General features: G+C 65.7%; 6 protein-coding genes. 4 read left to right on the top strand and 2 right to left on the bottom strand.

The window, feature by feature from the left end; translation table 11 throughout:
• Positions 1-55: 55 nt before the first annotated feature.
• The 4 genes from AC0ZZU_RS21475 (at position 56) to AC0ZZU_RS21460 (ending at position 6612) form a co-directional block, all read left to right on the top strand.
• On the top strand, positions 56-1387 hold the full coding sequence (locus AC0ZZU_RS21475; RefSeq protein ID WP_476343296.1) for a dipeptidase: 1332 nt from the start codon (positions 56-58) through the stop codon (positions 1385-1387).
• Positions 1388-1436: 49 nt separating this feature from the next.
• A complete protein-coding gene (gene pvdO, locus AC0ZZU_RS21470) occupies positions 1437-2336 on the top strand; it encodes a dihydropyoverdine dehydrogenase (protein ID WP_476343295.1) in 900 nt (299 codons plus the stop codon).
• Between the two features lie 35 nt (positions 2337-2371).
• Positions 2372-4024 carry a cyclic peptide export ABC transporter gene (locus AC0ZZU_RS21465; protein WP_476343294.1) on the top strand — a complete coding sequence of 551 codons (1653 nt, stop codon included), beginning with the start codon at positions 2372-2374 and terminating at the stop codon, positions 4022-4024.
• 110 nt (positions 4025-4134) lie between these two features.
• The gene (locus AC0ZZU_RS21460) at positions 4135-6612 is read left to right on the top strand and encodes a TonB-dependent siderophore receptor (RefSeq protein WP_476343293.1); all 2478 of its coding nucleotides are present in this window, start codon (positions 4135-4137) and stop codon (positions 6610-6612) included.
• 52 nt (positions 6613-6664) lie between these two features.
• Here the strand turns inward: AC0ZZU_RS21460 and AC0ZZU_RS21455 are convergent, their stop codons facing one another.
• Complete coding sequence (locus AC0ZZU_RS21455) at positions 6665-7636, bottom strand: alpha/beta hydrolase (protein WP_476343292.1); 972 nt, start codon at positions 7634-7636, stop codon at positions 6665-6667.
• Between the two features lie 66 nt (positions 7637-7702).
• A partial coding sequence (locus tag AC0ZZU_RS21450; RefSeq protein WP_476343291.1) for an amino acid adenylation domain-containing protein occupies positions 7703-13537 on the bottom strand: 5835 nt, incomplete at its 5' end.

Here is a 13537-nt window from a genome sequence, read left to right as displayed (position 1 = left end):
CCTGACAGCAAAGGCCCCGCGCCGCCCATTCCCGGTGCAACCGACTGAGAGCACGATGACGACAACACCCTGGAAAAAAGTCCTGTACATCAGCCTGGCCGCGGCCTTGAGCGCTGGCGCCGGGTTTGCCGCCTGGCATTACCTCACCGCCGAGCCTGGCTACTCCCGGGAGGTGGTCGAGCAGGCCAACGATCTGCAACAACGGATCATCTCGTTCGACAGCCACATCACCCTCCCCTTGACTTTCGGTACCCGAGGCAACGAGGCCGACCAGGACGGCGCCGGGCGCTTCGACCTGGCCAAGGCCGCCCGCGGGCGCCTGTCTTCCGCGGCGCTGACGGTCTTCGCCTGGCCCGAGTCCTGGACCGGCGCCAATGGCCCGCATCGCCCGACCGATGGCTTCGTCGCGGCAGCGCGGCACCAGCAGGAAGTGCGCTACAAGGCCATCGACGCCATGGTCCGTGACTTCCCCAATCAGGTCGGCATCGCCTACTCGCCCCAAGACCTGCGGCGCCTGCACGGGGAAGGCAAGTTCGCGGTGTTCATCAGCATGCTCAACGCCTATCCACTGGGCGACGACCTCGACCAGCTGGACCGCTGGGCCGCCCGGGGCATGCGGATGTTCGGCTTCAGCTATGTGGGCAACAACAGCTGGGCGGACTCCTCGCGTCCCCTGCCCTTCTTCAACGATACCGCCGACGCGCTGGGCGGGCTCTCGCCTCTAGGCCGGCAAGCCGTGCACCGGCTCAATGACCTGGGTGTGATCATCGATGTCTCGCAGATGTCCAGCCAGGCACTCACCCAGGCCACCCAGCTTACCCGTGCGCCGGTGGTTGCCTCGCACTCGGCGCCGCGGGCGATGGTGGATATCCCGCGCAACCTCAGCGACAAGGAAATGCAGCTGATCAAGGACACCGGCGGGGTCGTCCAGGTGGTCGCCTTCTCGACCTACCTCAAGCCCCTGAGCCAGAAGAGCCGTGAGCGTCTTGACGAGCTCCGCGCGCGGTTCGGCCTGCCGCCGCTCTCCAACCTGGCCTATGCCCTGATGCCGGGCGATCCGGTCATCGCCGCCTGGCCCGAGCAAAAGGTCGGCCAGTACGCAAGCGAGCTCTACGCGATTCTCGATGAGGAACCGCCAGCGACGCTCAAGGACTTCGGCGACGCCATCGACTACACGGTGCGCAAGGTCGGCATCGATCACGTGGGCATCAGTTCGGACTTCAACGAAGGCGGCGGCATCAAGGGTTGGAACGATGCCAGCGAGACGCGCAACGTCACCGCTGAACTGATCTCGCGCGGCTACTCGGAGGCCGACATCGCCAAGCTCTGGGGCGGCAATTTCATGCGCGCCTGGGAGCAGGCACAAGCCGCGGCAAGGCGCAGCTGAACACATCCACTTTCTTGATTGTTTGCCACTAGCCGACGGAATCCTGCAGATGTCCCACGAACTCACAACATCCCCGCCACTGGCGCGCTGCCTGCGCTGGCTGTCGTGCCTCGCCAGCCTGGGCCTGGCACTGAGCGCCACAGTCCACGCAGCGCCCTCGGCCCAACCCGGCAGTGTCTTCAAGGACTGCAAGGACTGCCCGGAAATGGTGGTACTGCCCGCCGGGAGCTTCGTCATGGGCACGCCGGAAGTCGAGGCCGGCCGCGAGCCCGACGAAGGCCCGCAACACACCGTGACCTTCGCCAAGCCCTTCGCCATCAGCCGCTACCACGTCACCGCCGGCGAGCTGGATGCCTATATCAAGGCAAGCGGCGTCACCCTCGCCGATGGCGACGATCGCCCCGGACGGCGCTGCACCGCCAGCAAGCCGAGCTACAAGCAGGGACCCCGCCAGCCCGCCGTCTGCGTCAGCCATCACGATGTCCAGGACTATGCCAGGTGGCTGTCCGCCAAGACCGGTCATGCCTACCACCTGCTCAGCGAGGCCCAGCGCGAGTATGCCGCCCGCGCCGGTTCCACAGGCTCGTTCCCGTTCCCTTTCGATGACAACGACCCGCGCAAGTACAGCATCGCCAAGCATGCCAATACCTACGGCCCCACCGATGGGTTCTCCTACACCGCCCCGGTCGGCAGCTACCCCGCCAACGCCTTTGGCGTCTACGACATGCACGGCAACGTCTACGAGTGGACCGCCGACTGCGGTCATCCCGACTATGTCGGCGCGCCCACCGATGGCAGCGCCTGGCTTACCGGCAAATGCCAGACCCGGGTGATGCGCGGCAATGACTGGGGCGAGGCGCCCGTGTTCTCGCGCTCCGGCAACCGCAACTACCGCGCGCCCGAAGTCCGGGGCGATTTTCTTGGTTTCCGGGTCGCCCGTGAACTGTAACCGCACCTCCATGACGCGCGTATCGGGAGCTCCCCATGTCGTCCACTAAACCCCGCGGCGCCATCCGCGAACTGTTCAGCCTGCTCAAGCCCTTCTGGCCGCTGGTGACCACCTCGATCGTGCTTGGCATGATCGGAGGCCTAAGCGTCACCGTGCTGCTGGCCACCATCAACAAGGCCTTGCACAGCGAGGTCGGCCTGACCCAAGGCGTGGTGCTAGGCTTTGCCGGGCTTTGCGGGCTGGCCTTGCTCAGCTCGATCTGCTCCGACATCGGCACCAACTACGTGGGCCAGAAGATCATCGCCACGCTGCGCAAGCAGCTGGGCGAAAAGGTCCTTGCGGCGCCGATCGACCAGATCGAGCGCTACCGCAGCCACCGGCTGATCCCCGTACTGACCCACGACGTCGATACCATCAGCGCCTTCGCCTTTGTCTTCGCGCCGCTGGCCATTTCCCTGACCGTGACGCTTGGCTGCCTGGGTTACCTGGCCATGCTGTCGTTGCCGATGTTCCTGATCATGCTGGTGGCGATCGCCCTGGGCACGGTCCTGCAGTTTCTGGCCCGGGCCCGCGGCATGCGCGGTTTCGAAGCGGCACGCGATGCCGAGGACGAACTGCAGAAGCACTACAACGCCATCGCCGGCGGGGCCAAGGAACTGCGCATTCACCGGTTGCGCCGCCAGCGCATGTTCACCCATGGCATCCAGGGAACGGCCGAGCGCATCTGCGCCACCCAGATGCGCTCGATCAACACCTTCGTGATCGCCAAGAGCCTGGGCTCGATGCTGTTCTTCGTGGTAATCGGCCTGGCGCTGGCCCTGCAGTCGATGTGGCCCAGCAGCGATCCGACGGTCATGAGCGGCTTCGTGCTGGTGCTGCTGTACATGAAGGGTCCGCTGGAACACCTGATCGGCACCCTGCCGATCATCAGCAAGGCACAGATCGCTTTCCGCCGGATTGCCGAGCTGTCCAATCAGTTCTCATCGCCAGAGCCGCACTTGCTGCTCAACGACCGCAGCCAGCCGGCCATGGCCATGAGCAGCCTGGAGCTTCGCGACGTGCGCTATGGCTTTCCTCAGGTCGAAGGCAGCGAAGCGTTCAACCTGGGACCGGTCAACCTGCGCATCGAGCAGGGCGAGATCGTGTTCATCGTCGGCGAGAACGGCTGCGGCAAGACTACCCTGATCAAGCTTCTGCTCGGCCTGTACGCGCCGCAGTCCGGCAGCATAGAGCTCGACGGCCAGGCCGTGACGGCGCAAGGCCGTGACGACTACCGCCAGCTGTTCACCACGATCTTCGCCGACTACTACCTGTTCGACGACCTGATCCAGGGTGACAAGCCGGTCCCCCAGGATGCCGAGCGCTACCTCAAGCGCCTGGAGATCGACCACAAGGTCAGCATCAAGGACGGCAGGTTCAGCACCACCGACCTGTCTACCGGACAGCGCAAGCGCCTTGCGCTGGTGGGCGCCTGGCTGGAGGAGCGCCCCGTGCTGGTGTTCGACGAATGGGCCGCCGATCAGGACCCGACCTTCCGCCGCGTCTTCTATACGCAGTTGCTGCCCGACCTCAAGCGCCTGGGCAAGACCATCATCGTGATCTCCCACGATGACCGCTATTTCGACGTTGCCGACCAGCTGGTGCGCATGAGCCGTGGTCAGGTCGTCAGTGAAGCGGTGACTGCCTGAGACCACGTCTAGGAGCCGGGGGAAAATAATTTTTCCGGTTCTTGTTGCGACGTGCGTCTCACTATCGGTAATCCGAATCATTATCAATAAGCCCCTTACAAGAGCCCATCATGCCAACTGCACACACTTTGTCTCCTCTGGCAACGGCGCTGAAACTGCGTCGGCTGCTGCATCCAAAGCTGCTCGGGACGACCATGGGGATGGTCGTGTCCCTGCCTCTGGCAGCCCAGGTCATGGCACAGGACATCGACTTCGATATCCCAGCGCAATCGCTGTCACGCGCCGTGCTGCAGTTTGGCCAGCAGTCGGGACTGCAAGTGCTGTACAGCCCGCAGGACCTCGAAGGCATGGGCAGCAATGCGTTGGTGGGCCGCTACAGCGCCCAGGCCGGACTGGCCCGACTGCTGGGGCGCGCGGCGGTATCCTACAATTTCCAGGGCAATACCCTCACCCTTACCGCACGCGGACAGGGCGATATCCTCGAACTGGGTGCCACCAACATCAACGGCCAGGGCCTGGGCGCCCAGACCGACGGCACCGGGTCGTACACCACCGGCCTGTCGAGCACCGCCACCCGGATGAACCTGTCGCTGCGTGAAACGCCCCAGTCGATCAGCGTCGTGACCCGCCAGCGCATGGACGACCAGGGCCTGAACGACCTCACCCAGGTGCTGGAGCAGACCCCGGGGATTTCGGTGCAGAGCCTGGGCAGCGAGCGTTTCAACATCTATTCCCGCGGGTACTCCGTCGACAACTACCAGTTCGACGGCATTCCCACCACCCTGGACATCGTCAGCCAGGTATCGGCGCAGAGCCTGGCCGACATGGCCATCTATGACCGCGTAGAGGTGCTGCGCGGCGCCACCGGCCTGATGACCGGCGCGGGTGATCCCTCGGCTACCATCAACCTGGTGCGCAAGCGCCCCACCGCCGAGTTCAAGGGCCATGTCACCGCGGGCGTGGGCTCGTGGGACAAGTACCGCACCGAGATCGACCTGTCCGGCCCGCTTACCCCGACCGGCAACGTGCGCGGCCGCATGGTCGCGGCCTACCAGCAGAACAACAGCTACGTCGATCACTACTCCCAGGAAAAACAGATCTTCTATGGCATCCTGGAAGCCGACCTAAGCGACACCACCCTGCTCACCGTCGGTGCCGATTACCAGAAAAACGACCCCAAGGGTTCATCCTCGGTCGCCTTCCCGCTGTTCTACAGCAACGGCAAGCAGACCGACTTCTCGCGGTCCACCAACAGCGCCGCGCGTTGGAGCAGCAACCCGCAGGACGCGCTCAACACCTTCGCCAGCATCGAGCAGAAGCTTGGCTACGACTGGAGCCTGAAGCTCTCGGTCAACCAGATGTACATCAACCGCGAGGACTACCGCCTGGCGACTGCCAGCTGGGGCTTCCCCAACGAAACCACCGGCGACGGCGTGCGGCTCTATGGTGGCGCGGGCAGCACCTGGCAAAAGCAGACCGGCGTGGACGTTCAGGCCCAAGGCCCGTTCCAGTTGTTCGGGCGCCAGCACGAGCTGATCGTCGGCTACAACTTCTCGCGTTATGAAAACCGCCACTCGCCACTGCGCGGCACTGCGATCGAAGGGACGTTCGTCAACGTCTACGACTGGGACAACTACACCAACGAGCCTGTCACCAGCCTTGGCAAGCTGTACGATGGCGACACCACCATCTACCAGAACGGCACCTACATCGCCACGCGCCTTCGCCCGACCGACGACCTGTCGGTGATCCTCGGCGTGCGTGCCAGCGACTACAAGTTCAACTACGACGTCGAGTACGTGCTGACCCCACGGAGCAACCGCTATACCCAGTATCGCGAGAGCGGCGTGGTCACGCCCTATGCGGGGGTCGTTTATGACCTGAACGACATCCACTCGGTCTACGCCAGCTACACCAGCATCTTCAAGCCCCAGGAGAACCGGCGCGACGTATCCGGTGCGCTGCTCGATCCCCGTGAAGGCGACAACTACGAGATCGGCTTGAAGAGCGAGTATTTCGGCGGCCGCCTGAACACCAGCATTGCTGCGTATGAGATAAAGCAGGACAACCTGGCCGTGGCGGTACCCGGTGCAGTCATCGAAGGTACGACCACGGGCGCGTATGAAGCGGTCAGCGGCGCCACGACCCGTGGATTCGAGGTTGAAGCCAATGGCGAGATCACCCCTGACTGGAACCTCAGCGCCAGTTACAACCACAGCATCACCAAGGACGCCGATGGCGAACGCCTGAACACCGAAGCGCCGGCCAACATGGTCAAGCTTTGGACTACATACCGACTGCCGGGCGAACTCGACCGCCTGACGGTGGGGGGCGGCATGAACTGGCAGAGCGGCACTCACATCACCGTGACGCCGAGCACCGCGCTGGGCAGGGTCAAGGCCAAGCAGGAGCAGTTCGCCGTGTTCAACATGATGGCGCGCTACCAGCTGACCGATGAACTGTCGACCACCGTCAATTTCAACAACGTGTTCGACAAGAAGTACATCAGTGCCCTGGATACTACGTTCTTCAGTGGGTACTACGGTGAGCCGCGTAATGTGATGGTTTCGGCCAGGTATCAGTTCTGAGGTTTTCTGGCGGGCGGGGGGCTTCGGCCCTCCGCCTTTCTTGGCGCTACCATCAAGCGCCGGCGCGACCCTCCAGCGCAACCAACCAGTCCCCAACACTCCGATAAATCCCCTCGACCACTGGCACGATCCCCGACATGCGCAGGTAGTCATGAGTCAATCCCTGCTCGATGCTCAAGGTCACCTCGGTACCCGCCGCCTCCAGCCGCCCGGCATAGGCCAGCCCTTCGTCATGCAGCGGATCATGGGTCGCAACGCCGATATAGGCCGGCGCAAGCGTGGGCATGTCAGGGGTCAGCAACGGAGAGGCCCGCCAGTCGAGGCGGTCAGCCGGATTCGGGGCGTAATGCTGGTAGAACCAGCGTAACGACGGGGTCTCCAGCAGAAAACCTTCGGCATAACGTTGATGTGAGTCGCGCTCCTGGCTGATATCGGTAACCGGGTAGAACAGCATCTGCGCAATCGGCTGCAAGGCCAGTCCCACCCTCTCGGACGCGGCGGCGATCGCCAGGCCGGCCGCCAGCGAGGCACCCACGCTGTCTCCAGCGAAGACCACGCGGCGGCTGTCCAGCCCGAGCACGCTGGCCTGCCCGGCCAGCCAGGCAACGGCGTCCTGAGCATCGAGTTGAGCAGCGGGAAAAGGATGCTCCGGCGCGCGCCGGTAGGTCGGCGCGAGGACGGCGAACTCGCCAAGGCACGCCAGGCGGCGGCAGACCGCCTCGTGGGAATCCAGGCTGCCGACCACGTATCCGCCGCCGTGGAAATAGAGGATCACCGGCTGGTCAGGGCCGCTGGAGGGCCGGCGGTACAGGCGCGCCGGCAGCGATACGCCATCGCGGGTCGGCAAGTGCAGGTCGGTCACCTCCAGTTGCCCAGGGGGGCTGGGGTCGATGATCAGCGAGCTGGCTTCGAACTCGCGACGGGCCTCGCTCACCGAAAGCGCATGCATGGCTCGGCTGCTGCCGGTCAGGCGGCCGAACTCGACCAGTTCCAGAAATGCAGCCAGGTCAGGTTGCAGTGACATGTGGTTTTCCTTGAATCAGAGAAAGCGGTGAATGCCGGCCCGGATACCGAGGCCGGCATGATGGTTTCACTCCTGCGTCAGCAGCGGGTCGGCCAGCAGCCCACCCAGCGCCTCGATCAATGGCGCATGACGCAGGATCTCGAAGTGCGATGCCGGCACCACCTGATGCGCACGCACCGACCCAAGCCCCTGCTCGAATGCACGGCGTTGCGGCTGGTCACTGCCCTCGTTCCACCAGCAGTAGGTGGGCGCCTCGACCGCAGGCAAGGCCCGCAGGTCACCGGCCAGCGCCTTGAGTCTCATGGCAACGCCGAACGTGTGCGCAAGATCATCGACGGTGAAGTTCAGGTGTGCGCGCCAATCGTCCCGGGCACGCAGCAGACCCTCGATCAGCGTCTCGATCCGCCCCGCGTCTTCGCCAGCGCTCACCTCGAACGCAGGCAACTGCTCAGGCGGGCGATTCAGTGCGATGCTCAGGAACTGGCGCAACGCTTCTCCCCACTCCGTGGCCTGCTCGCTGGCCTGCGCAGACGGCACATGGCTGTCCACCAGCCCCAGCCAGGCCACCGACTGCCCCTGGCGCTCAAGCTCGTGCGCCACCAGCACGGCCAACGGACCGCCCAGCGACCAGCCCATCAGGTAGTACGGACCATGAGGCTGTTTCTGGCGGATGTACTGCGCATAGTCGATCGCCATGGCCTCCAGTGACTCATCGCGCCATTGCCGATCGAGTTGCATCCGGCATTGCACTCCATGAACGCTGCGAATGCCCTCCAGGCTGCGGGCAATGGGCTCGTAGTCGAACACCGTGCCAAGCCCTGCGTGCAGGCAGAACAGTGCTGGCCGGCCGCTGACCTTGCCATTGAGCGGCAACAGCGGGTCGAGGTCGCGCTCGCCTTCCTGGTAGCCAGACAGTTCGGCGATGGTCGGTTTGCTCATCACATCCCGCAGCCCCAGCGTCAGGCCCAGTTCGGGACGCGCCCGCACCTTGCTCAGCACCTTGAGGGTGCGCAGGGAGTCACCGCCTAGCTCGAAGAAGTTGTCGGTGACCCCCACCTGCGCGAGCTCCAGCACCTCCTGCCAGATCTGCGCCAGCGCCTGTTCCAGGGCGTTGCGCGGCGCCAGGTATTCATGCTGGCGCAGGTCCGGATCGGGCAATGCCTTGCGATCGACCTTGCCATTGGGACTCAGTGGCAGCGCGGGGAGCACGACGATATGCGCAGGCACCATGTAGTCGGGCAGCTGTGCCTGCAGGCTGGCCCGCAGGCGCTCGCCCGCTTGCTCGCCTGCGATACTGACCACATAGCCGATCAGCTGGCGGCTGCCTTGCAGGTCACGCGCCACCACCACGGCGTCGCGCACACCGGCATCGCGACGCAGGCAGGCTTCGATTTCACCGAGCTCGATGCGAAAGCCCCGGACCTTGACCTGGTGGTCGACTCGGCCCAGGTAATCCACCACGCCATCCTCGCGCAGGCGGACCAGGTCTCCGGTCCGGTACAGGCGACCACCCTCCCCAGAGAACGGGTTGGCGACAAAGCGCTCGGCGCTCAGCCCGGGCTGGCCACTGTACCCCCGCGCCAGGCCTTGGCCGCCGATGTACAGCTCTCCCGCCACACCATGGGGCAAGGGGTTGAGCTGGTCATCGAGCACGTGCAGGGTGCGCTCGCCAACCCGCTGGCCGATCGGTGCCACGGCCGCTCCACACACATCGCCTTCGGCGGCTTTCCACAGCAGCGGCGTGACCACCGTCTCGGTAGGCCCGTAGCCATTGGTGATCCAGCGTGGCCGCAGGTTGCGCCGGACCAGCTCGAAGCTGGCTTCGGCCACCGCATCGCCGCCAAAGCAGTAGACCTGCACCGGCGGCGGGTTGTCGCGCCCTTGGGCATGCTCGGCCAACTGCTGCAGGTAGGCCGGCGGGAAGCAGGCGATGCTGATGCCATGGGCATGCAGCGCATCCCAGGTTTCCTCGGCGGTCCACAGGCGATTGTCGCGCAGCACCAGCGCGCCCCCCGCCAGCAAGGTCGACAGCCAGCGTTCCTGGGCCCCGTCGAAGGCGAATGACATGAAGAGCAGCTCGCGGGTGTCGGCGTCCATGCCATAGCGTTCGATGATCGCCTGGCAGTGCATCAGCAGCGGCCCACGCGCCACCGCGACCCCTTTGGGCATGCCAGTGGAGCCGGAGGTGTAGATGACGTAGGCCAGGCCGTCGCCTTCGACTTTCACGGCAGGCGCCGGATTGCAGCCGGTGTCCGGGTCCGGTTCATCGAGGGCCAGTCGGGGTACCTGCGCCAGCTGCGGCAGCCGCGAGGCCACCGCACGCTGGGTCAGCAACAGCGACATCCCCGAGTTCTCGGCGATCCACTGCAGGCGCTCGGGCGGGTAGTCGATGTCCAGCGGCACGTAGGCGCCGCCGGCCTTGAGCACGGCGTAGAAGGCCACGATGACCTCCACCGAGCGCTCGAGCGCAACCCCCACCAGTACTTCAGGTCCCACGCCCTGGGCGATCAGCCGATGGGCCAGGCGGTCGGCTCTACGCTCAAGCTGGGCGAAGGTAAGACGCGCATCACCGCAGGCCACGGCCAGCGCCTCGGGGCGCTCGAGCACACGCGATTGCAGGCGATCGAGCAGCGAAGGCGCGTTGTCGATGACTGGGCGCAGGCGGTTGCCCTCGGCCAGTCGTGCTTGCTGAGCGTGTCCCAGGATGCCCAGGTTGCCGATCGGCTGCCGCGGCTGTTCGAGCACGCTGAGCAACAGGTGCTCGAAACTGTCTCGGATCTGCGCGGTGGCCTGCTCGGTGAAGCGGTTGCGCAGGTACAGGAACTCGATGTTCAGCCGCTCACCCAGGTTCACCGCGAGGTCCATGGCGTAATTGGTCACATCGCGCCCCTGTGCCTGGCCAAAGCGCAGCTCGCCCTGGCCGATCCCTTGCAGGCGCTCGTCCACCGGGTAGTTCTCGAACACGATGATGCTGTCGAACAAGCCCTGCGCACCCTGGCCTGACCAGCGCTGCACATCGGCCAGGGAGGCATGCTCGTGATCGCGCACCTCCAGGTTGCAGGCCTGCAGTTGCAGCAGCCACTCATCGAAGGCCTGGTCCGGGGCGGGCGCCTGGATGATCGGCAGGGTGTTGATGAACAGCCCCAGCATCTGCTCGGCGCCCGGCAAGGACGCCGGCCGGCCGGCCACGGTCGCGCCGAAGCACACCTGTTGGCGACCGCTGTAGCGCTGCAACAGGATCAGCCAGACTGCCTGTACCAGGGTATTGGGGGTCACCCGCAGGCGCTGGGCCTGTTCACGCAGCAGACGAGTGCGCTGGGGGTCCCAGTCCAGGTACAGGGCCGCATGACCGGTCAGGTCGGCCTGGGGCCTGGGATACACGCAGTCAGCCAGCAACGTCGGGCTTTCCAGCCCGTGCAGCCGGGTTTTCCAGAAGTGCTCCAGGGCGGCTTGCGGCTGGGCCTGCAGCCAGGCGATGTAGTCCCGGTAACGGCCGTGCTTGGCCGGCAGCGGATGGCCGGCATAGGCCACGAAGACTTCGGCCAACAGCTGTGAGTTGCTCCAGCCATCCATCAGCAGGTGGTGGCGGGTCCAGATCAGCTGGTGGCGGTCCTGGCCCAGCCTCGCCAGCGTCAGGCGCATCAAGGGCGCCGTGCGCAGGTCGAAGTTGGCGGCGCACTGGTGGGCGAGTTCGGCCAGCGCCTGCTCGTCGACCTGGCGGTCGCGCCAGTCGAGCACAGTTACCGGCAGGCGCGCCATGCGGTGTACCACCTGCAGCGGCTGGGCGCTGCCAGCGCTGCTGTGGAAACTGCTGCGCAGCACCTCGTGACGCGCGATCACGGTGTCCCAGGCTGCCACCAGGCGATCGACGTCCAGGCCTTCCACGGGCACGCTGGTCTGGTTGATGTACAGCTGAGCGTCCGGCTCGGCCAGGGAGTGGAAGTACATGCCCATCTGCATGGGCGACATCGGGTAGATGTCTTCGATATCCCGGGCGGCGACCGGCAAGGCATCGAGCTGCGGCTGATCCAGCCCGGTCAGCGGGAAGTCCGAAGGCGTGACACCGGCCGTGTCGGCCAGCAGGCAGTGCTCGACCAATGCCTGCAGCGCGGCGCTGTAGCCGTCGGCCAATCGCTGGATCGCTTCGGGCGCGAAGCGCTCGCAGCTGAAGGTCCAGTTCAGGCTGAGTTCCCCACCGTAGACCCGGCCATTGACCAGCAGGTCGTTGTTGAGCGTCGCGTCCATGCCCTGCTCGCTACCTCCCGCGACGCCAGCAGGGCTGAACAGCGCCCCGTCCTCGGCGGCGAAGCTGCCGTCGAACTGGCCCAGGTAGTTGAAGGTGACCCTTGGCTCAGGCAAGGCCGCCAGCGCCTCGCGCTGCACGTCAGTGCCCAGGTGACGCAGCACGCCGTAGCCCAGGCCCTTGTCCGGGATGGCGCGCAGTTGTTCCTTGATCGCCTTGATCGAGGCAGATAATCCCTGGGCAGGTGTCAGCCGCACCGGGAACACCGTGGTGAACCAGCCCACCGTGCGGCTCAGGTCGACGTCCTCGAACAGCTCCTCGCGGCCATGGCCTTCGAGGCGGATCAGCGCGCTGTCGGCGCCGGTCCAGTCTGCCAAGGTACGCGCCAGGGCGGTGAGCAGCAGGTCGTTGACCTGGGTGCGGTAGGCCGCCGGGGCCTGCTGGAGCAACTGGCGTGTGATGTCCTTGTCCAGTCGGGTATGGACCGTGCGCACATGACGTGTGTGCTGCGAGCCGTGGGGATCGAGGCTCGGCAGCGCGATCAGCGCTCCCTGCAACTGGCCTTGCCAATAGTCGAACTGCGCCGCCAGCTCGGCGCTGCCGGCATGGGTCTGCAGTCGCTGGCCCCACTGCTGGTAGCTGCTGGTCTTGGCCGGCAGCTGCAGCGCCTGGCCAACGGCCAGTTGTGCGTAGGCGCTCTGCAGGTCCTCGAAGAGGATCCGCCACGACACGCCGTCGACCACCAGGTGGTGGATCACCAGCAAGAGTCGCTGCCCGCCCTCGGGCAGGCTGGCCAACACTGCCCGCAGCAAGGGGCCGTGTTGCAGATCGAGGCTGGCCTGGGCCTTGTCGGCCAGTGACAGCCACTGCTCGGCGGTGTCCAGGTCCACCTCCCACAGCATCGCCGGCTGTTCGTCAGGGCTGCCGTGGGCAGCCTGCCAGATCCCGTCGTGCTCAGAGAAGCGCAGGCGCAGGGCGTCATGCTGGCAGACCAGCGCGACCAGCGCCTGCTCCAGTACATCGCCCCGCAGGGCCTCGCGAGGGGTGAGCACCACCGACTGGTTCCAGTGGTGGCGCGTGGTCATGACGCTGTCGAGAAACGCCTGCTGGATCGGCAACAGCGCCAGGGCGCCAGTCACCGGTCCCTGGTCCTGCTGCGCGCTTTCCTCACGCCGCGCCACCCGCGCCAGGCCCTGGATGGTCTGCTGCTCGAACAGGTCCTTGGGACTGAAGCGGATACCCGCCTGGCGGGCACGGCTGACCACCTGGATGGAGATGATCGAGTCGCCCCCCAGCTCGAAGAAGTTGTCGTTCACCCCGACCTGCACCAGGCGCAGCACGTCTTGCCAGATGGCTACCAGTGCCTGCTCCATCGCCCCCTGCGGCGCCACATAGGCGTCCAGCGACTGGCGCGCCTCCGGCTGCGGCAGGGCCTTGCGGTCGAGCTTGCCGTTCGGGTTCAGCGGCAGCTTCGGCAACAGCACCAGGTGTGCCGGCACCATGTAGTCCGGCAGCTGTGCCTTGAGGCGCTCGCGCAGTGCCGTTTCATCGACACCCTCGGCCACCAGATACGCCACCAGCTGCGCCCCCGCTGGCCCCGGCTGGGCCAGCACCACCGCCTCGCGCACTTGCCCGTCGGCCAGCAGGCAGGTTTCGAT

It is taken from the genome of Pseudomonas sp. JE3303, assembly GCF_056312565.1.
This window is presented reverse-complemented; position numbering and strand designations above follow the sequence as displayed.